The sequence below is a fragment of the Pseudomonas sp. UYEF17 genome (assembly GCF_040546125.1).
Lineage (GTDB): Bacteria > Pseudomonadota > Gammaproteobacteria > Pseudomonadales > Pseudomonadaceae > Aquipseudomonas > Aquipseudomonas putida_Z.
This window is the reverse complement of record NZ_JBEPNE010000002.1, coordinates 259,665-284,822: the sequence shown is the minus strand read 5'-3', so window position 1 is coordinate 284,822 and position 25,158 is coordinate 259,665. Positions and strand designations below refer to the sequence as shown.

At 63.6% G+C, this 25,158-nt stretch carries 23 protein-coding genes; 3 read left to right on the top strand and 20 right to left on the bottom strand.

The window, feature by feature from the left end:
• Positions 1–101: 101 nt before the first annotated feature.
• Both ABIB24_RS04150 and ABIB24_RS04145 read right to left on the bottom strand, forming a co-directional pair.
• Positions 102–1,064, bottom strand: coding sequence for a FecR family protein (locus tag ABIB24_RS04150; protein ID WP_061551932.1), 963 nt, complete (start codon positions 1,062–1,064; stop codon positions 102–104).
• A 20-nt stretch (positions 1,065–1,084) separates the two neighbouring features.
• Positions 1,085–1,570, bottom strand: coding sequence for a sigma-70 family RNA polymerase sigma factor (locus ABIB24_RS04145; RefSeq protein WP_274078550.1), 486 nt, complete (start codon positions 1,568–1,570; stop codon positions 1,085–1,087).
• Between the two features lie 507 nt (positions 1,571–2,077).
• Here ABIB24_RS04145 and ABIB24_RS04140 point away from each other — a divergent pair.
• The gene (locus ABIB24_RS04140) at positions 2,078–3,241 is read left to right on the top strand and encodes a type III PLP-dependent enzyme (RefSeq protein ID WP_354316155.1); all 1,164 of its coding nucleotides are present in this window, start codon (positions 2,078–2,080) and stop codon (positions 3,239–3,241) included.
• A 183-nt stretch (positions 3,242–3,424) separates the two neighbouring features.
• Here ABIB24_RS04140 and ABIB24_RS04135 read toward each other — a convergent pair whose 3' ends face one another.
• On the bottom strand, positions 3,425–4,174 hold the full coding sequence (locus ABIB24_RS04135; RefSeq protein ID WP_137163034.1) for a tetratricopeptide repeat protein: 750 nt from the start codon (positions 4,172–4,174) through the stop codon (positions 3,425–3,427).
• Positions 4,175–4,177: 3 nt separating this feature from the next.
• Positions 4,178–4,858 (bottom strand): Fe2+-dependent dioxygenase, encoded by a 681-nt coding sequence (locus ABIB24_RS04130; protein WP_354316154.1) that lies wholly within the window; start codon positions 4,856–4,858, stop codon positions 4,178–4,180.
• Between the two features lie 222 nt (positions 4,859–5,080).
• Between ABIB24_RS04130 and ABIB24_RS04125 the strand changes: the two genes are divergently transcribed.
• The gene (locus tag ABIB24_RS04125) at positions 5,081–7,354 is read left to right on the top strand and encodes a TonB-dependent receptor (RefSeq protein ID WP_289515047.1); all 2,274 of its coding nucleotides are present in this window, start codon (positions 5,081–5,083) and stop codon (positions 7,352–7,354) included.
• Between the two features lie 262 nt (positions 7,355–7,616).
• A complete protein-coding gene (locus ABIB24_RS04120) occupies positions 7,617–10,172 on the top strand; it encodes a PepSY domain-containing protein (RefSeq protein ID WP_354316153.1) in 2,556 nt (851 codons plus the stop codon).
• 185 nt (positions 10,173–10,357) lie between these two features.
• Here ABIB24_RS04120 and ABIB24_RS04115 read toward each other — a convergent pair whose 3' ends face one another.
• The 16 genes from ABIB24_RS04115 to iscA all read right to left on the bottom strand — a co-directional run bounded on the left by ABIB24_RS04115 (position 10,358) and on the right by iscA (position 25,158).
• Positions 10,358–11,149 (bottom strand): amidohydrolase, encoded by a 792-nt coding sequence (locus ABIB24_RS04115; RefSeq protein WP_023661352.1) that lies wholly within the window; start codon positions 11,147–11,149, stop codon positions 10,358–10,360.
• Complete coding sequence (locus tag ABIB24_RS04110; protein ID WP_085587448.1) at positions 11,137–12,285, bottom strand: pyridoxal phosphate-dependent aminotransferase; 1,149 nt, start codon at positions 12,283–12,285, stop codon at positions 11,137–11,139. The genes ABIB24_RS04115 and ABIB24_RS04110 overlap by 13 nt, the downstream gene beginning before the upstream one ends.
• A 210-nt stretch (positions 12,286–12,495) precedes the next feature.
• A complete protein-coding gene (der, locus tag ABIB24_RS04105; RefSeq protein WP_025337780.1) occupies positions 12,496–13,959 on the bottom strand; it encodes a ribosome biogenesis GTPase Der in 1,464 nt (487 codons plus the stop codon).
• A gap of 117 nt (positions 13,960–14,076) precedes the next feature.
• Entirely contained in the window at positions 14,077–15,219 is a 1,143-nt protein-coding gene (bamB, locus tag ABIB24_RS04100; protein WP_025337779.1) for an outer membrane protein assembly factor BamB, read from the bottom strand.
• Positions 15,220–15,858, bottom strand: a complete 639-nt coding sequence (locus ABIB24_RS04095; RefSeq protein ID WP_013971027.1) for a tetratricopeptide repeat protein — start codon at positions 15,856–15,858, stop codon at positions 15,220–15,222.
• A gap of 39 nt (positions 15,859–15,897) precedes the next feature.
• Positions 15,898–17,187 (bottom strand): histidine--tRNA ligase, encoded by a 1,290-nt coding sequence (gene hisS, locus ABIB24_RS04090; protein WP_075043833.1) that lies wholly within the window; start codon positions 17,185–17,187, stop codon positions 15,898–15,900.
• Positions 17,188–17,212: 25 nt separating this feature from the next.
• Entirely contained in the window at positions 17,213–18,322 is a 1,110-nt protein-coding gene (ispG, locus tag ABIB24_RS04085; protein ID WP_003257869.1) for a flavodoxin-dependent (E)-4-hydroxy-3-methylbut-2-enyl-diphosphate synthase, read from the bottom strand.
• A 2-nt stretch (positions 18,323–18,324) separates the two neighbouring features.
• Positions 18,325–19,380, bottom strand: coding sequence for a RodZ domain-containing protein (locus tag ABIB24_RS04080; RefSeq protein ID WP_274119725.1), 1,056 nt, complete (start codon positions 19,378–19,380; stop codon positions 18,325–18,327).
• The gene (gene pilW, locus ABIB24_RS04075) at positions 19,377–20,138 is read right to left on the bottom strand and encodes a type IV pilus biogenesis/stability protein PilW (RefSeq protein WP_274119726.1); all 762 of its coding nucleotides are present in this window, start codon (positions 20,136–20,138) and stop codon (positions 19,377–19,379) included. Before pilW ends, ABIB24_RS04080 begins: the two co-directional genes overlap by 4 nt.
• Positions 20,139–20,152: 14 nt before the next feature.
• Positions 20,153–21,298: a dual-specificity RNA methyltransferase RlmN gene (gene rlmN / locus ABIB24_RS04070; protein ID WP_046615810.1), complete on the bottom strand. Its 1,146-nt coding sequence runs from the start codon at positions 21,296–21,298 to the stop codon at positions 20,153–20,155.
• A gap of 24 nt (positions 21,299–21,322) precedes the next feature.
• A complete protein-coding gene (ndk, locus tag ABIB24_RS04065; protein WP_013971021.1) occupies positions 21,323–21,754 on the bottom strand; it encodes a nucleoside-diphosphate kinase in 432 nt (143 codons plus the stop codon).
• 89 nt (positions 21,755–21,843) lie between these two features.
• Complete coding sequence (iscX, locus tag ABIB24_RS04060; RefSeq protein ID WP_003257859.1) at positions 21,844–22,044, bottom strand: Fe-S cluster assembly protein IscX; 201 nt, start codon at positions 22,042–22,044, stop codon at positions 21,844–21,846.
• A gap of 10 nt (positions 22,045–22,054) precedes the next feature.
• Entirely contained in the window at positions 22,055–22,396 is a 342-nt protein-coding gene (gene fdx, locus ABIB24_RS04055) for an ISC system 2Fe-2S type ferredoxin (protein ID WP_025337773.1), read from the bottom strand.
• A 3-nt stretch (positions 22,397–22,399) separates the two neighbouring features.
• On the bottom strand, positions 22,400–24,262 hold the full coding sequence (gene hscA / locus ABIB24_RS04050; protein WP_015269013.1) for a Fe-S protein assembly chaperone HscA: 1,863 nt from the start codon (positions 24,260–24,262) through the stop codon (positions 22,400–22,402).
• A 42-nt stretch (positions 24,263–24,304) separates the two neighbouring features.
• Positions 24,305–24,826 (bottom strand): co-chaperone HscB, encoded by a 522-nt coding sequence (gene hscB / locus ABIB24_RS04045; protein ID WP_015269012.1) that lies wholly within the window; start codon positions 24,824–24,826, stop codon positions 24,305–24,307.
• Between the two features lie 8 nt (positions 24,827–24,834).
• Positions 24,835–25,158: an iron-sulfur cluster assembly protein IscA gene (iscA, locus tag ABIB24_RS04040; protein WP_003257854.1), complete on the bottom strand. Its 324-nt coding sequence runs from the start codon at positions 25,156–25,158 to the stop codon at positions 24,835–24,837.

Sequence of the window (25,158 nt, the reverse complement as noted above, 5' to 3'; positions counted from 1 at the left end):
AAACTTCCTGGAATACGGAATAAACGCCAACCGCATGCAAATGGAAATGCTTGGCAGTTGCAGCTGGCGGGGAAGACGAACGAGCGGAAAAAAACCTGAATCTATTTCGCGATTATTTCGCGCGAGCCATCTTCATGGGCCTTGATGGCCACCGGCAGGATGCTCGGCAAGGCACGCAGCAGCGCGTCGGTGTCGTCGGTGCTGAAGGTGCTGGACAGCCGCAGCTGGGCGACTTTACCGGGGGCGACCCGCAGCGGCTGGCTGCGGTAACGCGAGGCCTCGGCCACCACCTCGGCCAGGGTGGCGTTGTCGAACACCAGTCTGCCTTGGCGCCAGGCAGTCAGGGCGCCGGTATTCACCGCATAGGGCGCCGCCACCTGGCCTTGTGCATCTATATGCGAGCCCTGGCCCGCCGTGAGCTGCGCCAGCGAGGCGCCCTTGCCCTGCACACGCACCGAGCCCTGCTCCACCGCCACGCGGGTGCTGGCCGGGTCCAGGCGGACGTCGAAACGGGTACCGGTGACGGTCACGCTGCCCTGGGCGGTGTCGACCACGAACGGCCTGCCACTGTCGTGGGCGACGGTGAACATCACCTCACCCGCCATCAGCCGGACATGCCGCTGGCCGGCGCTGAAAGCGACCTGCACTTGCGTGCTGCCGTTGAGTTCAAGGTGCGAACCATCCGGCAGTTCGACCTGGCGGCGTTCGTTGAAGGCGGTCTGCAAGCTGCCCTGGTGATTCAGTTGCTGGTAGTGCCAGCCGCCCCAGCCCAGGCCCAACGCCAGTGCGGCCACGCTGGCGGCCAAGGCCTGGCGCACGAAGCGCCGACGTGGCAACTGGCGTACCGGTGCCGGCTGGCACAGCGCTTCCAGGCGCTGGCGCGGGATGAAGTCGGTGGCCTGCCACAGGCGGGCGAGCTGCTGGTACTCATCACGGTGCCGTGCATCGCCTTCCAGCCAGGCGTGCAGCTGCGCCTGCAGCCCGGCATCGCGAGGCGCATCCTGCACCCGGGCGAACCACGCGGCCGCCTGCTCGCGGACGGTATCGGTACCGTGCTGTTTCATCGAAAAGGTCTCCTGACTCATCATGCCGACACATCCAGGTGCTCACGCAGATGCCGGAGCGTGCGGATCATATACTTTTCGACCATGTTCTTGCTCAACCCCATGCGCTCGGCGATCTCGGCCTGGGTCAGGCCTTCGAGCTTCTGCCAGATGAACACCTGCCGGCAATTGAGCGGCAGTTCGGCCAGCGCACGCTCGACACTGTCGGCCAGCTCCAGCGCATGCACGAAGGCCTCGGGGTCGCCACTGGCGGCCACGCCTTCGTCGAAGGCTTCCAGCTCCAGGGCCTGGCGGCGGTCCTCGCGCCGGAAACCATCCACGGCAATATTGCGTGCGGTCTGGTGCAGGTAGGCGCGTGGCTGCTCGACCTGCTCGCGCGGGTTTTCCAGTACCCGGACAAAGGCATCGTGGGTGAGGTCCTCGGCCTGCTGTCGACTGCGCAACTTGCGCGTCCAGGTGCCGATCAGCTCATGGTAGTGGTCGAGGAAGCCTTTGGGTCCGGACACGGTCGGGGGTCATCAGGGAGGCAGACAAGGGTGCGAATAGTAATGTTTCTCATCAAACACGGCAATTCCGCCAGTCGGTAACAAAAAATTTATCGTCTTTTTCATGCACGGCGGTGCCAGGGAAATGTGGCCATAAATATGAACACCTGAGGCCCTTTCGCGGGCACGCCCGCTCCCACAGGAACCGCGAGATGCCTGTGGGAGCGGGCGTGCCCGCGAAGGAGCCAACGCGCTCCATTCCACTATTTTTTACGCTTGAAACACTCCGGGGAACATCAGCCGGTCACATGGGTCGGTTATTCAAATGGCAGGTCGTCGATCCGCGTCGATCACGCCCGGATTGCCTGTTGATTCTGCATTCTTCACGCCCTAAAGTGCGCGCCGAACGTCCATGCTGGAAACGATCCATCCGGCTCAAGTACTGAGTAGGCGAACCAAAGTGGGGATACGGAGGACGTTCAGTTTGCAGCCACTTAAATTTTCAGTTTGCCCATGGAGTCCCTGAGCATGTCGATCCAGGTCGAAGACTATTTCGCGCGTGACACCTTCCAGAAAATGAAGGCGTTCGCCGACAAGCAGGAAACCCCGTTCGTACTCATCGACACCCAGATGATCAGCCAGGCCTATGACGACCTGCGTGCTGGTTTCGAATTCGCCAAGGTGTACTACGCGGTCAAGGCCAACCCGGCCGTGGAAATCATCGACCTGCTCAAAGAGAAAGGTTCGAGCTTCGACATCGCCTCGATCTACGAGCTGGACAAGGTACTGGGCCGCGGCGTAAGCGCTGACCGTATCAGCTACGGCAACACCATCAAGAAGTCCAAGGACATCCGCTACTTCTACGAGAAGGGCGTGCGCCTGTATGCCACCGACTCGGAAGCCGACCTGCGCAACATCGCCAAGGCCGCACCGGGTTCGAAAGTGTACGTACGTATCCTCACCGAAGGCTCGACCACTGCCGACTGGCCGCTGTCGCGTAAATTCGGTTGCCAGACCGACATGGCCATGGACCTGCTGATCCTCGCCCGCGACCTGGGCCTGGTGCCTTACGGCATTTCCTTCCATGTTGGCTCGCAGCAGCGCGACATCAGCGTGTGGGATGCTGCCATCGCCAAGGTCAAGGTGATCTTCGAGCGCCTGAAGGAAGAAGACGGCATCGAGCTGAAGCTGATCAACATGGGTGGCGGCTTCCCGGCCAACTACATCACCCGGACCAACAGCCTGGAAACCTACGCCGAAGAGATCATCCGCTTCCTGAAGGAAGACTTCGGTGACGACCTGCCGGAAATCATCCTCGAGCCGGGCCGTTCGCTGATTGCCAACGCCGGTATCCTGGTCAGCGAAGTGGTACTGGTTGCACGCAAGTCGCGCACCGCCGTCGAGCGCTGGATCTACACCGATGTGGGCAAGTTCTCCGGCCTGATCGAAACCATGGACGAGTCCATCAAGTTCCCGATCTGGACCGAGAAGAAAGGCGAGGCCGAAGAAGTGGTCATCGCCGGCCCGACCTGCGACAGCGCCGACATCATGTACGAGCACTACAAGTACGGCCTGCCGCTGAACCTGGCCATCGGCGACCGCCTGTACTGGCTGTCGACCGGTGCCTACACCACCAGCTACAGCGCAGTGGAATTCAACGGCTTCCCGCCGCTGAAGGCTTACTACCTGTAACGCAAGACGGGGCCGCAAGGCCCCGTTTTCATTTGTGCTTTCCGCCTTCAGGCCTGTGCAACTCCCTGTAGGAGCAGCCTTGTGCTGCGAAGAGGCCATAAATGCCAAAGGCCATCTTTTGTCATGCCGGCCTCTTCGCAGCACAAGGCTGCTCCTACAGGTAGTGCGGGCCTTGAGGGAACCTCAAGCTTCGCGCCGTTCGATCTCCTCGGCATACCGCGCCGCAAAGGCCATCAACACCGGCCCCGCCCCCTGCAAGGTCATCAGCGCACTGCGCAGGAAATTCATGTTCCCCTCGACCCGCGCCCGCTCCAGCCAGGGCCCGGCTTCCGCCACCTGCCCACGCTCGACCAGCACCAGTCCCAGGCTGAACATGCCACGAAAGTCCCCCGCCTCGGCCGAACGCCTATACCAGCGCACCGCCCGTGCCGGGTTGGGCGCCGTGGCGATGCCTTGCTCCAGATAACGCCCGTACAGGTTCATCGACTTGGCATGCCCCATGTGCGCGGCCTTCTCGTAGCACATCAGCGCCTGCGCCTGGTTGGCCGGTACGCCGCGCCCGGTGGCCAGCAGGTTGCCCAGGTTGTACAGCCCCCAGTCCAGCCCGGCATCGGCCGCACGCGCATAGTGGATGGCCGCCTGTGCCTGGCTTGGCTCACCGCCCCAGCCATGCTCCAGGCAACGCCCCAGCATGTTGTGCGCCATGGCACTGCCGCCCTGCGCGGCGATGCCGAACCAGCGCCTGGCCACGGCGGCATCCGCCTGAATGCCGCGCCCGTCGAGCAGGATCTGCCCCAGCAGCAACTGTGCCTCCACCGCGCCCTGCCCGGCCGCCGCCAGGATCGCCTGGGCGGCCTTGCCAGGGCTTTCTTCCAGCATGGCCTGCAAACCCGCCACATCCACTACTTCCTCACGCCGCAACTGATAGGACACGGTTCAGACCTCGGCCCAGCGGCGCAGCAGGTTGTGGTAGGTGCCGGTCAGCTGTAGCAGTGATGGATGCTCCGGCACATCGGCAGTCAGTTGCTGGATGGCATTGTCCATCTCGAACAGCAATGCCCGCTGGCTGTCCTCGCGCACCAGGCTCTGGGTCCAGAAGAACGCGGCGTAACGCTGGCCACGGGTAACCGGGTTGACCTTGTGCAGGCTGGTGCCGGGGTACAGCACCAGGTCACCGGCGGCCAGCTTGACCTGCTGCACGCCATAGGTGTCCTGGATCACCAGCTCGCCGCCGTCGTAGCTGTCCGGATCGCTGAGGAACAGCGTGGAAGAAAGATCGGTACGCACCCGCTCCGGGCTGCCCTTGGGCTGGCGCAGGGCGTTGTCGATGTGGAAGCCGAAATTGCCGCCTTCGCGGTAGCAGTTGATCAGCGGCGGGAACACCTTGTGCGGCAAGGCTGCAGACATGAAGCGCGGGGTCTGCCACAGGCGGTCGATCAGCGCACTGCCGATCTCCTTGGCCAGCGGGTGACCTTCCGGCAACTGCAGGTTGTGCTTGGCCTTGGCCGACTGGTAGCCGGCCGTGATCTTGCCGTCGGCCCAGTCGGCCTGCTCCAGCGCCTCGCGGATACAGGCCAGTTCATCGGCGTGAAACAGGCCGGGGATGTGAAGCAGCATGGCGGCAGCACCGTTGGAAAATGTAAAGGTGCCAATGATATTGATTCCCTTTTGCGCTTCACAAGCCCCATTCGCCGCTTAAGACGTTTCAGCTTGATGAAACCGTAAAGGCAAATTGTAAAGATTGTAAATTCTTCACGAATGGTAACGACTCTCAATTGTGAGTCACAATTGCTTACATTAAGATCCGCGGCCTTAACACCTTGGGGAAGGTCCTTAGCAATGCGCCAGTACGTACCATCTGCAGTGAGTTCACCACGCCTGATCGTGTCTGCCATCGGTGTCGCCCTCAGCGCTTCGTCGGCCTATGCCGCTGACCCGGCCGCCAGCAGCGCTATCACCCTCGACGCCACCAGCGTCAACGGCAAGGCTGAACAGGCCAGCACCGATTACAAGGTCGACAAGGCCTCTTCGCAGAAGTACACCGCACCGCTGGTAGATACCCCGCGCTCGATCACCGTGATCCCGCAGCAAGTGATCAAGGACACCAGCGCCCTGACCCTGCAGGATGCACTGCGCACCGTGCCGGGCATCACCATGGGTGCCGGCGAAGGTGGCAACCCCTCCGGCGATCGCCCATTCATTCGCGGCTTCGACAGCCAAAGCTCGATGTACCTGGACGGCGTGCGCGATACCGGTTCGCAAACCCGCGAAATCTTCGCCATCGAGTCGGTGGAAGTGGCCAAGGGCCCGAACTCCTCGATCGCTGGCCGTGGCGCTGCCGGTGGCACCATCAACATGGTCAGCAAGCGTGCGCACCTGGGCAACTCGCTCGACGGCGCCTGGACCTGGGGCAGCGATCAGACCCAGCGCTACACCCTGGATGGCAACTATCAGTTCAGCGACAGCGTCGCTGGCCGCCTGAACCTGATGACCCACAAAAGCAACGTCGCCGGCCGCGATGAGGTCAACTACGACCGCTGGGGCGTGGCACCTTCGCTGGTGTTCGGTCTGGGCACCGATACCCGCGTGAGCCTTGACTACTACCACGTGGAAAGCGACGACCTGCCGGATTCGGGTATTCCCTACAGCCTGCGCTCCGGCAGCTCGGCGGCTCGCACCTCGGCCAACCCGGACAAGCCGACCCATGGCGGTGGCAGCAGCAGCAACTACTACGGCCTGGTCGGTCGCGATTTCTCCAAGAGCCGTGCAGATATCTCGACCATCAGCATCGAACACGACCTGAGCGACTCGCTGACCATCAAGAACACCCTGCGCCATGGCAATACGCTGCAGGATTACATCTACAGCCAGCCAGACGACAGCAAAGGCAACATCCTCAACGGTGAAGTCTGGCGTCGCCCGAACAACCGTGTCGCCAACACCCGCACCACCACCAACCAGACCGACCTGTATGGGGATTTCTACGTTGGCGGCATGAAGAACAGCTTCTCCACCGGAATCGAACTCAGCCGGGAAACCTCGGTAAAATCGGGCTATGACGTCACCGGTTTCGGCGCCGGCAACTGCTCGAGTGCAACAGGCCAGATCTCGGGTGTCTGCACTTCGTTCCCGAACCCCAACCCGCATGAAGAGTGGGACGGTACCATCAGCCGCACCGAAGCCGGTGCCGATACGGCTGGCAACACCCGCGCCATCTACTTCACCGACACGCTGGAGCTCGACCCGGCCTGGTTGCTGACCATGGGCCTGCGTTACGACCACTTCGACACCAAGGTCAAGACCAAAGCGGCCAACGGTTCCACCAGCTTCAAGACCGAAGACACCAGTGAGTTCGTCACTGGCCAGCTGGGCCTGACCTGGAAGCCTGCCGAGAACGGCAGCATCTATGTGTCCTATGCCACCTCCGCCACCCCTCCTGGCGCCTCGCTCGGCGAAGGTTCCGACGGCAACGCGCTGGTCACGGCCACCACCACCAGCGAGCTGAAACCGGAAAAAACCACCAACTACGAAATCGGTACCAAGTGGGATCTGCTCGACGAACGCCTGGCGTTGACCGCAGCCATTTTCCGCACCGAGAAGGAAGACGCTCGTGTATTGGTGGATAACAACACCTACCAGAACATCGGCAAGACCCGTGTCGATGGCCTGGAGCTCAGCGCCAGCGGCAAGCTGACCGACGCCTGGCAAGTATTCGCCGGCTACACCTACCTGGATGCCAAGCTCGTCGACGGCGGCGCGCAGCGGGTCGGCACGGTGTTCATCGACGGTTACAACGATGGCAACCAGCTGCCTAACACACCGAACAACAGCCTGACCCTGTGGACCACCTACAACGTCACACCGAAGCTGACCATTGGTGGTGGTGCCTTCTACGTCGATGAAGTGTTCGGCAACACCACCAACAGCGTGATGGTCGACTCGTACTGGCGCTATGACGCCATGGCCAGCTACAAGCTGACCAAGCACGTCGACCTGCAGTTGAACGTGCAGAACCTCACCAACGAGGTCTACTACGACAAGGCCTACAGTGGGCACTATGCCAACCAGGCCGCCGGGCGGACTGCGCTGTTGACCACCAGCTTCCACTTCTGATGCCGGGATGGGGTTGATCTGTTGAATGGGCTGCGCCTGTGCCGGTCCTTTCGCGGGTGAACCCGCTCCCACAGAGATATCACTGGACCTGAGGTCAGTGCAGTACCTGTGGGAGCGGGTTCACCCGCGAAGAGGCCGGTACAGACAACACAAGCCTGACTGACGAGCCCACCCTGCCCCGTTCATTCCCGTGAGCGGGGCTTTTGCGTATCAAGGCATAATGCACGCCGCGCAGTGTGCGGCAGAAACACAAGGTGATCATGTGGTGAAGAAGACGCTGTTCCAATTGCACTGGTTCTTTGGCATCACCGCTGGCCTGGTGCTGGCCTTGATGGGTATCACCGGGGCCTTGTACTCGTTTCAGGAAGAACTGCTGCGCGCGCTGAATGCCGATGTCCTGAAGGTCCAGGTGCGCCCGGACGGCGTGCTGCCCCCGGCCGAACTGGTCCAGCGGGTCGAGGCCCAGCAGCACGACAAGGTGGCGATGCTGTGGGTCGATGTACGCGAAGGCAACGCCGCACGCGTCTTCTTCACCCCACCACCAGGCGAGCGCCGTGGCCAGTTGCGCTATGCCGACCCGTACACCGGCGAACTCAAGGGAGAGGTGGCCGGGCAAGGCTTCTTCAACCTCATGCTCAACCTGCACCGCTTCCTGGCCATGGGCGACAGCGGCCGGCAGATCACCGGTGCCTGCACCCTGATGCTGGTGTTCTTCTGCCTCTCCGGCCTGTACCTGCGCTGGCCGCGCAATGCGCTGGACTGGCGCACCTGGCTGACCTTCGACTGGGCCAAGAAAGGCCGCGCCTTCAACTGGGACCTGCACGCGGTGGCCGGCACCTGGTGCCTGCTGTTCTACCTGCTGTTCGCCCTGACCGGGCTGTTCTGGTCCTACGAGTGGTACCGCGAGGGCCTGAACAAGCTGCTGGCCGACGCGCCGGCCGCCGGCCAGCAGCAAAAGCGCGGCGAAGGCCGGGGCCGCCACGGGCCGCAGAAGATCGACAAGAACGCCCCGCCGCTAGTGGTCGACTACGACGCGATCTGGGCCAACCTCAAGGACGCTGCCGGCCCGGGCCTGGCCATGTACAACCTGCGCCTGCCACCGGTAGGCGGCCAGCCGGCCAACCTGTTCTACCTGCTGGACAACGCCGACCACCCACGTGCCTTCAACACCCTGGTACTGGACCCAGCCAGCGGCCAGGTGAAAAGGCATGACCGCTACACCGACAAGTCCTTCAAGGCCCAGTTGCTGCAGAGCGTCTACGCCCTGCACGTGGGCGAATACTTCGGCCTGCCGGGGCGCATCATCGTCACCATCGCCAGCCTGACCATGCCGCTGTTCTTCGTCACCGGCTGGCTGCTGTACCTCGACCGCCGTCGCAAGAAGCGCCAGGTACGTGCAGCCCGTGGCAACGTCACCAGCAACACTGCCAGCGGCGACAGCTGGCTGATCGGCTTTGCCAGCCAGAGCGGGCTTGCCGAACAACTGGCCTGGCAGAGCGCCGGGCAGCTTCAGGCCGCCGGCCTGCCAGTTCAGGTACGCGCCCTGGCAGAACTGGGTGAAAGCGACCTGCGCCAGGCCCGCCGTGCGCTGTTCGTGGTCAGCACCTTCGGCGACGGCGAAGCCCCCGACAGCGCCCGCGCCTTCGAGCGCAAGGTGCTCGGCCAGCCTTGGGCGCTGAACAACCTCAGCTATGCCCTGCTCGCCCTCGGTGACCGCCAGTATCCGCACTTCTGCGGCTTCGCCCGCCGCCTGCAGGCATGGCTGGGTGAACGCGGTGCCAGCAGTGCGTTCAGCCCGGTGGAAGTGGACAACGCCGACCAGGCCGCGCTGCAGCAGTGGCAGCAGGAACTGGCGCAACTGACCGGCGCCCAGCCAGTGGCCGCCTGGCAGCCGCCGAGCTTCGGCAACTGGTCGCTGGTGCGCCGCGAACTGCTCAACCCGGGCAGCCAGGGCCAGCCGGTGTACCTGCTGGGCCTGCGACCGGAACAGCCCGCCAGCTGGGATGCTGGCGACCTGGTGGAGATCCTGCCGCTCAATGGCCAGCCGAGGATCGACGCCTTCCTCGATGGCATGGCGCTGGACGCCGAGGCCAAGGTGCAAGTGAATGGCCTGGGCGAAACCCTCGCCCAGGCCCTGGCCGGCCGCCAGTTGCCGACCCGTCGCGATCACCTGGTCGGTTTGCAGCCGCAGGCGCTGGTCGACGCACTGGTGCCGATCGGCAGCCGCGAGTACTCGATTGCCTCGATCGCCAGCGATGGCGTGCTGGAGCTGATCGTGCGCCAGGAGCGCCATGCCGATGGCAACCTGGGCCTGGGTTCCGGCTGGCTGACCGAATACCTGCCGCTTGACGGTACGCTGAGCCTGCGTTTGCGGCGCAACAGCAGCTTCCACCTGCCGGAAACGGCGGCACCGCTGGTGTTGATTGGCAACGGCACCGGCCTGGCCGGCCTGCGCAGCCTGCTCCGCGCGCGGGTGAATGCTGGCGAGCAGCGCAATTGGCTGCTGTTCGGCGAGCGTAACCGGGCGCATGACCTACTGTGCGGTAACGAGCTGCAAGGCTGGCTGGACAAAGGCGACCTGGCACGCCTGGACCTCGCATTTTCGCGGGATCAGGCCGACAAGGTGTATGTACAGGATGTGTTGCTGCAGCAGGCTGAAGAGTTCAAGCGCTGGGTCGCGGATGGCGCCTGTGTGTATGTATGTGGCAGCCTGCAAGGCATGGCTGCCGGGGTGGATGCGGCGCTCAACGGCATCCTCGGGGAAGCGGTAGTGCAGCAACTGATCGAGGATGGGCGGTATCGGCGGGATGTGTACTAGCTAGCTGCACCGGCCCTTGTGGGAGCGGCCTTGTGTCGCGAAAGGGCCGCGCAGCGGCCCCGGGATATCGGCAGCGATGCATGAATTGCTGGGGCTGCTACGCAGCCCTTTCGCGACACAAGGCCGCTCCCACAATAAAGGCCAATTCAGACCATACAGGCCAATTCAAGCCATACAGTTCCGGCTTAGTGCAGCTCGAAGGTGTCAGCATCCAGGTTGGCCGGGAACTTGGTCCGGTAGGCCGCCAGCTCCGCCGCGCTCAACACCGCGGTGAACACCCCGTCGGCCTCCCCGGCACTGAGCAGGCTCTCGCCCTGGAAGTCCAGCACTTGGCTGTCACCAGAGTAGGCAAAGCCCTTGCCGTCGGTGCCCACCCGGTTCACCGCCGCCACATAGCACAGGTTCTCGATACCCCGCGCCGGCAACAGGCGGTTCCAGTGCTGGCGGCGCGCAGCCGGCCAGTTGGCGGTATATAGCAACAGGTCTGTGTCCTGGGCATCGCGGCTCCACACCGGGAAGCGCAGGTCGTAGCAGATCAGCGGGCGAATCCGCCAGCCCTTGAGCTCGAACTGCACTTGGCGCTCACCCGGGGTGTAATGCTTGTGCTCACCAGCCATGCGGAACAGGTGGCGCTTGTCGTAGTGCAGGATCTCGCCATCCGGCCGAGCCCACAGCAGGCGGTTGCGGTGGCTGCCATCGGCGGCCTGGATGATCACGCTGCCGGTAATTACCGTGTTGTACTTCTTCGCCTGGGCCTTCAGCCATTTGTAGGTCGGGCCGTTTTCCGGCTCGCACAGGCTTTCCGATTGCATGGAAAAACCGGTAGTGAACATTTCCGGCAGGATCACCAGGTCCACTTCGCCCACCTGCTCCAGCAGCACCTCGAAGTGCGCATAGTTGGCCTCGCGGTCGTGCCAGGCCAGGGTGGTCTGCACCAGGGCGACTTTCAGGTTCGGCAGTGTACTCAGATCGCGCATAGTTTTTCCGCTGCCTGACGCAGCGTCTCCTCTCGTTTGGCAAAGCACAGGCGAACCAGGCGTTGCTCGGGGATGGGTTGCTGGTAGAACACCGACACCGGGATGGTCGCCACGCCGTGCTCACGGGTCAGCCACAGCGACATGTCGACATCGTTCAGGTCCGGGCGGATCTGCGAATAGTCCACCAGCTGGAAATAGGTACCCGCCGTACGGGTGAAACGGAACCGCGAACCCTCCAGCAAGCCGCAGAACAAGTCTCGCTTGGCCTGGTAGAAGGCCGGCAGTTCATCGATATGCTCGGGGTGCTCGGCCATGAAATCGGCCAGGGCGCACTGCAGCGGGGTCACACCGCAGAAGTTGACGTACTGGTGTACCTTGCGCAGCTCGGCACTCAGCGCCGGCGGGGCGATCACATAGCCGGTCTTCCAGCCTGTGACGTGATAAGTCTTGCCGAACGAGCTGACCACGAAGGCGCGTTGATACAGTTGCTCGTGGGCCAACACGCTGGCATGGCGCACGCCGTCGTAGACCAGGTGTTCATACACTTCATCGCTGACCAGGTAGATATCGCGATCAGCGATAAGCCGGGCCAATTGGTCGAGGTCTTCTCGGGTAATCAGCGCACCGCTGGGGTTGTGCGGTGAATTGAGGATCACCATGCGCGTGCGCGGGCTGAGGGCATCGCTGAACTTCTGCCAGTCGATGCGGAAATCGCCGTCGCTCAGCTGTACATGCACGCAGCGCCCACCGGCCAGTTCCACGGACGGCTCGTAGCTGTCGTAGCAAGGATCGAAGACGATTACCTCGTCACCGGCATGCACCACTGCCTGGATGGCGCAGAAGATCGCCTCGGTGGCGCCAGGGGTGATGGTCACTTCCTGGTCGGCATCCACCTGCGCGCCATACAGCCGCGCGACCTTGGCCGCCACCTGCTGGCGCAGGGCCGGCAAGCCGGTCATCGGCGAATACTGGTTATGCCCGGCGGCCACATGCCGGCCGACTGCATCGAGCAGCGCCTGCGGGCCATTGAAGTCGGGAAAGCCTTGCGACAGGTTGAGCGCGCCGGTCTGCACGGCGAGCTGGGACATGGTGGTGAAGATGGTCGTGCCGACATTCGGCAGTTTGCTGCGGATCATGGAGCCCTCTTTCCTGGGGTGTATCCGGCACGGGGTGGAGTCCGAGCATAGCGGATCGAGCGGTCAGGAAAAAGGTTGAAACAATAGGGGGATTTGCGCTGGATCAAAGGGCCTCTTCGCGGGTAAACCCGCTCCCACAGGTACTGCACAGATTTCGAAAACTGTGGGTCCTGTAGGAGCGGGTTTACCCGCGAAGAAGTCGACGCGGAATCAGCGCTTGTCGCGGCGCTTCTTCTCGGCCTTCTTGTGGTGCGACATCAGGCGGCGCTTCTTGTTGACCTGGCGGTCGGTGAGGGTGTTCTTCTTGCCCTCGTACGGGTTCTCACCGCCCTTGTACTCGATGCGGATCGGCGTACCGACCAGCTTCAGCACACGCCGGTAGGTGTTCTCCAGGTAACGCGAGTACGACTTCGGAATCTTGTCGGTCTGGTTGCCGTGGATCACGATCAGCGGCGGGTTGGCACCACCAAGGTGGGCATAGCGCAGCTTGATGCGGCGGCCGTTGACCAGCGGCGGCTGGTGCTCGCTCACGGCATCTTCGAGGATCTGCGTCAGGCGGCTGGTCGGCCAGCGGGTTACCGCCGACTTGAACGCGGCCTGCACCGACTTGTACAGGTGGCCCACGCCAGTGCCGTGCAGGGCGGAGATGAAGTGGATGTCGGCGAAATCGACGAAGAACAGCCGGCGCTCCAGTTCGGTCTTCACGTAGTCACGCTCGCCCGGCTCCATGCCGTCCCACTTGTTCAGGGCGATGACGATGGCACGGCCGGCTTCCAGGGCAAAGCCCAGCAGGTTCAGGTCGTGGTCAACCACGCCTTCGCGGGCGTCCATGACGAAGATCACCACGTTGGCGTCCTTGATCGCCTGCAGCGTCTTCACCACCGAGAACTTTTCGACTTCCTCGTGGATCTTGCCGCGCTTGCGCACGCCGGCGGTGTCGATGAAGGTGTACTTCTCGTCATCGCGCTCGAACGGGATGTAGATACTGTCGCGGGTGGTGCCCGGCTGGTCGTACACCACCACGCGCTCTTCGCCGAGCATGCGGTTGACCAGGGTCGACTTGCCGACGTTGGGGCGGCCGATGATGGCGATCTTGATGCCATCCTTCTCGCTCGGGCCCGGGATGCGCACCGCTTCCTCGCCTTCGGCGACTTCGGCGTCCAGCGCTTCCTCGACCTGGTCGCGTGGCAGGTGGCCGAGCACGGCCTCCATCAGCGCGTTGATGCCGCGGCCCTGGGAGCCGGCCACCGGGATGGCGTTGCCCATGCCCAGCGGCGAGAACTCGGCGCGTGCCACATCGGCATCGATGTTGTCGATCTTGTTGGCAACCAGGATCGCTTCCTTGTTCCGCTTGCGCAGGTGCTCGGCGATCATCTGGTCGGCAGCGGTCATGCCGGCACGGGCATCGACCAGGAACAGCACATAGTCGGCTTCTTCGATGGCCATGAGCGACTGCTCGGCCATTTTCTCGTCCATGCCCACTTCGTCACCGGTGATACCGCCGGTGTCGATCAGGATGAAGGAGCGACCCTGCCAGCTGGCATCACCATACTGGCGGTCACGGGTCAGGCCCGACAGGTCACCGACGATGGCATCGCGGGTCTTGGTCAGGCGGTTGAACATGGTGGATTTGCCGACGTTCGGGCGGCCCACCAGGGCGATTACGGGAACCATTCGGCTCTCCACTCTTGAATTCTTGAAAATGCAAAGGCCGCTGCAAGGCAGCGGCCGGAGTTCGGGCGGCGTGTCCTACGCCGCGGCTTGAAGCCCGCCAAGGCTTCAAGCATAGCTTCAGCGGATGGTCAGTGCCTCGAGCTTGCCGCTGTTGCCGAAGACGTAGATGGTGTCGCCGACCACAAGTGGGCGGGCACGCAGGCCATCACTGTCGATACGCTCACGGCCGACGAAGCGGCCATCGACCTGGCTCAGCAGGTGCAGGTAACCCTCGAAGTCGCCCACCGCCACGTAGCTGGAGAACACTTCAGGCGCGGTCAGCTGGCGGCGAGCCATGGTGTCGTTGGTCCACAGGGCGCTGGACGAGCGCTCGTCGACGCTTTCGACAGTACCGGAAGCTTCGCTGACATAGACGTTACCGTAGCCCTGGGCGACACCCACGTAGCTGGAGGCATCACGCTGCCACAGCACGCGGCCGCTTTCCAGGTCCAGGCCCGCGACGCGGCCCTGGTAGGTGCTGACGTACAGGGTACCACCCGACAGCAGCAGGCCGCCGTCGATATCGACCACGCGGTCCAGCTCGGAACGGCCCTGCGGAATCGCCACACGGCTTTCCCACACCGGCACGCCGTTGTTGATGTCCACCGCCACCACCTTGCCGGTGGACAGGCCGGCAACGGCCAGGCGGTTGGTGGCGATCGGCGCGCCGGTGCCACGCAGGGTCAGCACGGCCGGGGTGTTTTCGTAGATCCAGCGACGGTCGCCAGTGGCGGCATCCAGGCCGATCAGGCGATCGTCCTGGGTCTGCACCACCACCACCTCACCGTTGTTGGCAGGTGGGGCCAGTACTTCGCTGGTCACGCGGGAGCGCCAGCGCTCCTCACCGGTGCTGGAGTCCAGGGCGATGACTTCACCCTTGAGGGTACCGATCATGACCAGGCCGTAGCCCACGCCGACAGCGCCGGAAACCGGCAGCTCGAGGTCCTTCTTCCACACCACGTCGCCGGTGATGCGGTCGAGGGCGAAGACTTCGCCGTTGACGTCGGAGGCGTAGATACGGTCGTTCTCGATGGCAGGTACGAGGGTATTGTAGGTCTCGCCCTGGCCGTCACCGATCGAACGGCTCCACTGCTTTTTCAGCACCACTTCCTCGGTGAACTTGGTCAGCTCGGCCGGAGGCAGTTCCTTCTTGCTGTTGCTGCTGCAACCCGCGGCCAGTACGGCCAGGGTCAGCACTGCTGCATGTTTCCAACCGATCACTTACGCGTCCCCTTTGGCCAAGTCATCCAGCTTCAATTGCAGGCCACCGACCGCCGCCTCATCGGACAACGCAGCCTTGGCTTTCTCGTAAGCGCTGTGCGCGTCGTCGGCGCGACCCAGTTGCACCAGCAGGTCGCCTTTCAACTCTTCGCGGCTGGCCAGGAAGGCTTTGTCGGCGTCGCCGTCGAGCAGCTTGAGGGCATCCTCGGCCTTGTTCTGGGCGGCCAGCACACGAGCCAGGCGCTGACGCGAAATCTCGCCCAGAGTGGCATCGGCCGGCTTGTCCAGCACGCTCTTCAACTCGGCAGCAGCGTCGTCGAGCTTGCCGCTCTCGACCGCGACCTTGGCCACGAACAGGCTGCCGTACTGGGCGTAGGCGGTACCACCGAACTCGCTCTTGAGCTTGCCGGCCAGTTCCGCGACCTTGGTCGCGTCAGGCTGGCCAGTCGGCGTCAGGCTGGTCTCCAGCAAGGCCTGGTACAGCTGCGAGGCACCTTGCGACTGATTGTTCTGGTACTTGTGCCAGGTATTCCAGCCCAACACCACCACGCCAGCCAACAGGGCACCGGTCAGCAGCGGCTTGCCGTTGCGGTTCCACCAGTCCTTGACCCCTGCCAGTTCATCATCGGTACTCGACACCCCAATACTCCTTTTCGCCTATTCGCTTGTTGAACCGCGTTACGCCTGCGCGATCGCGGTTTCCAGGTGCTCAGCCAGAGCATCCCAGGCAATGTTCTGTTGTTCGCCCTGACCACGCAGGGGCTTGAAGCCGATCTCTTGCTTGGCCAGTTCGTCGTCGCCGAGGATCAGGGCGAACAGCGCGCCGCTCTTGTCGGCTTTCTTGAACTGGCTCTTGAAGCTGCCACCGCCGGCGTTGACTGCCAGGCGCAGGCCCGGCAGGCGGTCGCGCAGGCCTTCGGACAGGCGCAGGCCGGCCAGTTCCGCCTGTTCGCCAAAGGCGCACAGATAGACGTCGATCTGGCGGCTGATGGACTCGGGCACCTTGCCCAGGGTTTCCAGCAGCAGGATCAGGCGCTCGATGCCCATGGCGAAACCGACGCCCGGGGTCGGCTTGCCGCCCATCTGTTCGACCAGGCCGTCGTAACGGCCGCCGGCGCAGACGGTGCCTTGGGCGCCGAGCTTGTCGGTTACCCACTCGAACACGGTCTTGCTGTAGTAGTCCAGGCCACGCACCAGCTTGGTGTTGATCACGAACGGAATGCCGGCAGCGTCCAGGCGGGCCTTGAGGCCCTCGAAGTGCACGCGCGACTCTTCGTCCAGGTAGTCTTCCAGCTTCGGCGCGCCGACCAGCACCGCCTGGGTGTTCTGGTCCTTGCTGTCGAGGATGCGCAGCGGGTTGCTCTTCAGGCGGCGCTGGCTGTCTTCGTCCAGTTGCTCCAGGCGCGCCGAGAGGAACTCGACCAGCGCATCGCGGTAGCGTGCACGGGCTTCGCTGGTGCCCAGGCTGTTGAGTTCCAGCTTGACCGCGTCCTGGATACCCAGCAGGCCCCACAGGCGCCAGGTCAGCATGATCAGCTCGGCGTCGATGTCCGGGCCGTCCAGGTTGAACACTTCCACGCCAATCTGGTGGAACTGGCGGTAGCGGCCCTTCTGCGGGCGCTCGTGGCGGAACATCTGGCCGATGTACCACAGTTTCTGCACCTGGCCGTTGCCGGTGATGCCATGCTCGAGCACGGCACGCACGCAGGCGGCAGTGCCTTCGGGGCGCAGGGTCAGCGAATCGCCGTTGCGGTCCTCGAAGGTGTACATCTCTTTTTCTACGATGTCGGTCACTTCACCGATGGAGCGCTTGAACAGCTCGGTGAACTCGACGATCGGCGTGCGGATCTGGCTGTACCCGTAGGTGTCCAGCAGGCCGGCCACGGTGCCTTCGAAGTAGCGCCACAGCGGCGACTGTTCTGGCAGGATGTCGTTCATGCCACGGATGGCTTGCAGCGATTTGCTCACGAAAAGTCCTTACGAAATCTGTGTGTCAGCCACGGACGATCAGCGCCGCGTCGGCTTCGGCCTTTTCGGCCGCTTTCTGGCGGATGAGTTTTTCCAGCTCATCGACCAGGTTGTCGTTGGTCAGCTTCTGCGCCGGCTTGCCGTCGATGTAGATCAGGTTCGGCGTGCCGCCGGTCAGCCCCACATGGGCCTCCTTGGCTTCGCCCGGGCCGTTGACCACGCAACCGATCACCGCCACGTCCAGCGGCACCAGCAGGTCTTCCAGGCGCCCTTCCAGCTCGTTCATGGTCTTGACCACATCGAAGTTCTGCCGCGAGCAGCTCGGGCAGGCGATGAAGTTGATGCCACGCGAGCGCAGGTGCAGCGACTTGAGAATGTCGTAGCCGACTTTCACTTCTTCGACCGGGTCGGCCGCCAGCGAGATACGGATGGTATCGCCAATGCCTTCGGCCAGCAGCATACCGAGGCCGACAGCGGATTTCACCGTCCCCGAACGCAGGCCACCGGCTTCGGTGATGCCCAGGTGCAGCGGCTGCACGATCTGCTTGGCCAGCAGGCGGTAGGCTTCGACGGCCATGAACACATCGGAGGCCTTGACGCTGACCTTGAAGTCCTGGAAGTCCAGGCGGTCGAGGTGCTCGACGTGGCGCAGGGCCGACTCGACCAGCGCTGCCGGGGTCGGTTCGCCGTACTTCTTCTGCAGGTCCTTTTCCAGGGAGCCGGCATTGACGCCGATGCGGATCGGGATGCCCCGGTCGCGGGCGGCATCGACCACCGCGCGCACACGGTCTTCACGGCCGATGTTGCCCGGGTTGATACGCAGGCAGTCCACGCCCAGTTCGGCCACGCGCAGGGCGATCTTGTAGTCGAAGTGGATGTCGGCAACCAGCGGCACGCTGACCTGCTGCTTGATGCGGCCGAACGCCTCGGCGGCGTCCATGTCCGGCACCGAGACGCGCACGATGTCCACGCCGGCATCGACCAGGCGCTGGATTTGCGCCACGGTGGCGGCCACATCGTTGGTGTCGGTGTTGGTCATGCTCTGCACCGCGATGGGGGCATCACCACCCACCGGTACATTGCCGACCCAGATTTTGCGGGATTCGCGACGTTTGATCGGAGATTCGCCGTGCATGATTACTGTCCCAACTTCAGGCGAGCGGTCTCGCCACTGGTGAACGGGGCAACATCGACGGCCTGGCCGTTGTAGCTGACCTGGGCGCCACGGGCAAAGCCCAGGCGTACCGAGAACGGCGGCTTGCCGGTCAGCTCGAGGTTGTCCCCCTTGCGCTTGATGGCGCTGAACAGCACCTTGCCGTTGCCGTCGGTGACCTGGGTCCAGCAATCGGCGACGAACTGGATGGCGACCTTGGCGCTGCCAGCCGGCACTGCGGCGGGGGCGACAGGCTCGGCAGCGGCCACGGCCGCTACCGGCGTAGCAGGTGCAACAGCCGCCGGGGCCGGAGCCGGGGCAACCGGTGCTACCGGCGCAGGCGCGGCAGCAGGGGCGCTGGCGACCGGTGGCACAGGCGCCTGCTGGGCCGGTGCCGGCACTGCGGCAGCGGTAGCAGCAGGTGCCGGGCTTGCCGGTGCCGGTTCGGCGGCGGCAGGCTGCTCGGCAACGCCCTGCTCCAGCGGCAGCGGCGCGCTCTCAGGCTGCTGGCCAGCGGAAACAGCCTGGTCTTCAGGCTCATCGAGCGGGTGAATCTGGGTGGTACCGTCGGCGCTTTCGACTTCGACGTGCTCCAGGGCGATCTTGGCCAGGTCCTTGCCACGCAGGCTGCCCTGGTCCTGCCACCAGACGAAGCCGCCACCGACCACGGCCACCAGCAGCAGCAGGCTGACGCCGCGCAGGATATTGTGCGACAGGCGCACCGGCTCTTCGATACGGCCCAGCGAGTGCACGTCGCTGCCTTTGGCGTGGGTGCCGGTGTAACGGTCGAAGGCCTCCACCAGGGCAGCCTGGTCCAGGTCCATCAGCTTGGCATAGGCGCGGATATAACCACGGGCGAAGGTATGCCCCGGCAGCTTGTCGAAGGCGCCGGTTTCCACGTGGTTCAACGAACTGACAGTGAGGTTGAGCTTGCGGGCCACCTCGGCTTGTGACCAGTCCCGGTTCTCACGGGCCTGACGCAAAAGCTCACCGGGGTTCTGGCCAGGCGCTACTGCTACTTCGGGATGCGCGGCTTTCATCGTTGCTCCGACAGGTATTGCTGATATTCCGGCGTACCGGGATAAAGTCGTTGTAATTGCTGGCCCAGCTCGGCCAGTGTGCCCTGCTCGTCGAATACCCTGGCAAGGCGGCTGCCCAGCAGCAGGCTACGGGCATCGTGGTCGCTCAACTGGCTGAAACGATCGTAGTAGTCCCGGGCCGGCACATAATGCCTGTTTTCGTAGGACAACTCAGCCATTTCCAGCAACGCTTTCGGTTGCCGCTGGTTGAGTTGCAAAGCTTTCAGCAGATACGCATGCGCCTGGTCGCGGCGCTCGAGCTTCAGAGCGGTCAGGCCCAGGTTCTCGTAAACGCGTGAGCGCTCAGGATACAGGGTATCGGCGCTGGCCAGGCGAAACATCTGCTCGGCCTCGGCAAATTGCCCCTGAGCATAAAGGAAACTGCCGTAATTGTTGCGAATTCGCGTATCGCCCGTGCGTGCGTGCAGCGCCTTGCGAAAGTGCGTTTCGGCCAGCGCCGGCTCGCCTTCGGCCTGGAAGACCAGCGCCAGGGCGGCGTGCGCGTCGGCATCACCGCCATCCAGGGCCAGGGCCTTGCCCAGCGGCGCCTTGGCCTGCTCGGTCAAACCCTGTTGCAAATAACCTAGCCCAAGCTGCACATAGGCCCGCCCCGCCTCTGCCCTGCCCTGGCGGCTGGCCAGGGGGTCGCTCGCGCCGCCCGACACGCAGCCGGCCAGCAGCGAAAGCGCAAGGATCGACAGCGCGGCGCGCAGGCTCATGGGCAAGGTCCCGGTCAGTGGCTGGCGGGGCTGTCTTGCAGCTCGGCGTCCGCGGACAGCTGGCGCACAGCGATGTAGCGCTCGCTGCGGCGGGTGCGGTCGTTGACCTGACCGACCAGCTGACCACAGGCAGCGTCGATGTCATCACCACGGGTGGTGCGGGTGGTGACGTTGAAGCCACCGTGGTGCAACAGGTCCTGGAAGCGGCGGATGGCGTTGTTGCTCGGCCGCTCGTAGCCGGAGTGCGGGAACGGGTTGAACGGGATCAGGTTGATCTTGCATGGCACGTCGCGCAGCAGCTCGATCATTTGCGCAGCATGCTCCGGCTGGTCGTTTACATCCTTGAGCAGGGTGTACTCGATGGTCAGCACGCGCTTGCCACCCAGGGTGGACATGTAGCCCATGCACGATTCCAGCAGCATCTTCAGCGGGTACTTCTTGTTGATCGGTACCAGCTTGTTGCGCAGTTCGTCGTTCGGTGCGTGCAGCGACAGGGCCAGCGACACGTCGATGTGCTTGGCCAGCTCGTCGATCATCGGCACCACGCCCGAGGTGGACAGGGTGACGCGACGCTTGGAAATGCCATAGCCCAGATCTTCCATCATGATCTTCATGGCGGCGATGACATTGTCGAAATTCAGCAGGGGTTCGCCCATGCCCATCATGACCACGTTGGTAATGGCGCGGTCGATCTTGGCCGGAACGGTCCCGAAGGATTTGTTGGCAAGCCACACTTGGCCGATCACTTCGGCGGCGGTGAGGTTGCTGTTGAAGCCTTGCTTGCCGGTGGAGCAGAAGCTGCAGTCCAGGGCACAGCCGGCTTGCGACGACACGCACAGGGTGCCGCGATCGTCGGTGGGGATGTAGACGGTTTCGACGCAGCTGCCGGAGGCAACGCGGACCACCCACTTGCGGGTACCGTCGGCGGAAATGTCTTCACTGACCACTTCCGGGCCCCGAATCTCGGCAACGGCCTCGAGCTTTTCGCGCAAGGCCTTGCCGACATTGGTCATGGCGGCGAAATCGTCGACGCCAAAGTGGTGAATCCATTTCATGACCTGACCGGCACGAAAACGCTTCTCTCCGATCGACTCGAAGAATTTTTCCATTTCCTGCAGGGTCAGGCCCAACAGGTTGATCTTGCCAGTCATGTCACTCATGGAATCACCCAAGACCTGCTTCGCTTAGCGAATGCGGTCGCACAGCTCGGTAGCGGAGAAGAAGTAAGCGATTTCGCGGGCAGCCGAAGCTTCCGAGTCGGAACCGTGAACAGCGTTTTCGTCGATGGAAACGGCGAAGTCAGCACGGATGGTGCCAGCGGCAGCTTCTTTCGGGTTGGTGGCGCCCATCAGTTCGCGGTTGGCCAGAACGGCGTTCTCGCCTTCCAGAACCTGAACGATGACCGGGCCGGAGGTCATGAAGGCAACCAGGTCACCGAAGAAGCCGCGCTCTTTGTGCTCGGCGTAGAAGCCTTCGGCTTCGGCTTTGGACAGTTGCTTCATTTTCGAAGCGACGACGCGCAGGCCGGCTTTCTCGAAACGAGTGGTGATCTCGCCGATGACGTTCTTGGCAACGGCGTCAGGCTTGATGATGGAGAAAGTACGTTGAACAGCCATGGAAAACTCCAGAAAAATGAGTGTTGCGAAAAATTAAACCCGCGAATTATACGCGGGTTCCAGGGGATTGCCTAACCTGCAGGACGCGTTCAGTCGGCTTCTTCGATCCAGGCCGCCTGGATGGCCTCGAGCACTTTCTCACCGCCGCGTGACGGATCGTCGCTGAATTCTGGCAAGGCCAGCACCCAGCGGTGCAGATCGACGAAATTCACATAACGAGGATCGACTTCCGGCTTGCTTTCTGCAAGCTGGATGGCGATCTCAAGTACATCAATCCATTTCAGGCTCATGGGGCAAACCTCAGTGCGGCGCTTCGGCGGCGTGGTTGAGCGAATACTTGGGGATCTCGATGACCAGGTCCTGGTCAGCGACGACCACCTGGCAGCCGAGGCGCGATTGAGCCTCCAGGCCCCAGGCCTTGTCCAGCATGTCCTCTTCCAGCTCGTCGGCTTCTTCGAGCGAGTCGAAGCCCTTGCGCACGATGCAGTGGCAAGTGGTGCAGGCCTTGACGCCGCCGCAGGCGCTTTCCATCTCGATGTGATGGTCGTGGGCCAGCTCCAGGATGTTGGTCCCGGGCTCGACTTCCACGGTCAGCCCTTCGGGGCAGAACTTCTCGTGCGGCAGGAATGTCACCAGCGGCATCGGTTACTCCTCGATCTCATTCAGGTTGCGCCCGGCCAGTGCGGCTTTGACCGTCGAATCAAGGCGACGGGCGGCAAATGCGTCGGTCACCTGCGACAGACGCTTGGTCTGTTGCTCGATGGCTGCGCCATCGGTGCCGGCCAGCAAATCACGTAGTTCTTGCATCTGGAATTCGATGGCGTCGCGCTCGTCACTGCTGAGCAGGCGCTCACCGTCGGCGTCCAGGGCGCCCTGTACCGCTTCGAGCAGGCGCTCGCCGTCCACCTGGTGCTCGCGCAGCTGGCGGGCCTGCTTGTCGGAACCTGCGTGTTCGAAGGAATCCTTGAGCATGCGGGCGATTTCGCCGTCGGTCAGGCCGTAGGACGGCTTGACCTGGATGCTGGCTTCCACGCCCGAGCCCAGTTCGCGGGCAGCGACGCTGAGCAGGCCGTCGGCGTCGACCTGGAAGGTGACGCGGATTTTTGCCGCACCGGCGACCATGGCCGGGATGCCACGCAGCTCGAAGCGCGCCAGCGAGCGGCAGTCGCTGATCAGCTCGCGCTCGCCCTGCAGCACGTGGATCATCATGGCCGACTGGCCATCTTTATAGGTGGTGAACTCCTGGGCACGCGCCACCGGGATGGTGGTGTTGCGCGGGATCACCTTCTCCATCAGCCCGCCCATGGTCTCGAGGCCAAGCGACAGCGGGATGACATCCAACAGCAGCAGTTCGCCACCTTCGCGGCGGTTGCCGGCCAAGGTATCGGCCTGGATGGCGGCACCGATGGCCACCACCTGGTCGGGGTCGATCGAGGTCAGCGGGGTGCGGCCGAACAGTGCTCCGACGGCTTCACGTACACGCGGTACGCGGGTCGAACCACCGACCATGACCACGGCGCTGACTTCTTCCAGCTCGATACCGCTGTCACGCACGGCGCGGCGGCAGGCCTTGAGGCTGCGGGCAACCATGGGCTCGATCATGGCTTCGAAGCCGGCGCGGCTCAGCTCGCCCTGCCAGGTGCCATGGCTGACGCTGACCACGTCGGCGTCGGTCAGGGCTTCCTTGGCGGCGCAGGCGGTCTGCAACAGCGCGCGCTGGGTGGCCGGATCCAGGTCGGACGACAGCCCGGCCTGCTCGATGATCCAGCCAGCGATGGCGTGGTCGAAGTCGTCACCACCCAGGGCGGTATCGCCACCGGTGGCCAGCACTTCGAATACGCCGGCGGTCAGGCGCAAAATGGAAATGTCGAAGGTACCGCCGCCCAGGTCATAGATGGCCACCACGCCTTCGGCGTTCTGGTCCAGGCCATAGGCCACGGCAGCGGCGGTCGGCTCGTTGAGCAGGCGCAGCACGTTCAGGCCGGCCAGGCGCGCAGCGTCCTTGGTGGCCTGGCGCTGGGCATCGTCGAAATAGGCCGGCACGGTGATCACCGCCCCCACCAGCTCACCACCAAGGGTGGCTTCGGCACGCTCGCGCAGCACCTTGAGGATATCGGCGGACACTTCCACCGGGCTTTTCGGCCCCTGCACGGTGTCGATGAACGGCATGTGCGACTCACCGCCAACGAAGCGGTACGGCAGCTGCTCGCCCAGTTGCTTGACGTCGGCCAGGCCGCGCCCCATCAGGCGCTTGACCGACAGCACGGTGTTCAGCGGGTCGCTGGAAGCGGCATCGCGTGCAGCCTGCCCCACTTCGTTGCGCCCTTCGAGGTAGCGCACCGCGGACGGCAGAATGACGTTGCCCTGCGCGTCGGGCAGGGGCTCGCTACGGCCGCTGCGCAGTGCGGCGACCAGGGAGTTGGTGGTACCCAGGTCGATCCCCACCGCCAGGCGGCGCTGATGCGGCTGAGGGCTTTGACCGGGTTCGGCAATCTGCAGTAGGGCCATGCTTATCTGAATACCTTAGGTGCCATCACGGGCAGCACCGGGTTAATCGTCGAGGCGCTCTTCCAGTTGGCGCACTTCTTGGGCGAGCTTGTCGAGGAACTGCATGCGGCGCATCAGGCGTTCGGCCTTGTCGCGCTCGCCTGGGGCGTCCCAGCAGGCGGCAAAGTCCTCGTTCAGTGTGTCCTGGGCGACCTTCAGGCGCTTCTTGAACACGGCCACGCCATCGAGGTCGGCTTCGTCCTGCAGTTCTTCGAGCTCTTCACGCCACTGCATCTGCTGCAACAGGAAGTCAGGGTCGTGGACCGTGACCTCCTGAGGCACTTCGTGGCCGCCGATGGCCAGCAGGTAGCGGGCGCGACGCGGCGCACTGCGCAGTGTCTGGTAGGCGTCGTTGAGGGCCGCGGACTTTTCCAGCGCCACGCGCTGCTCGCGCTCGGAGGCGTCGGCAAAGCGGTCGGGATGGACTTCGCGGGCCAGCTCACGATAGCGAGTGGCCAGCTTGTCGAGATCCAGGCGGAAGCTTGGCTGGAGGTCAAACAATGCGAAATGACAAGGAGTACCCACAGCCAGCCTCAAACGTTGAAGCTTTCGCCGCAGCCACACTCACCGCGCACGTTGGGGTTGTTGAACTTGAAGCCTTCGTTCAACCCTTCCTTGACGAAGTCCAGTTCGGTGCCATCGAGGTAGACCAGGCTCTTGGGATCGATGATCACCTTGACGCCATGGTTCTCGAACACCTGGTCTTCGTCCGCCAGCTCGTCGACGAACTCCAGCACGTAGGCCAGGCCCGAGCAACCGGTGGTGCGCACGCCCAGGCGAATGCCTTCGCCCTTGCCGCGCCCTTCCAGGGAACGCCGCACGTGGTTGGCGGCGGCTTCTGTCATGCTGATAGCCAT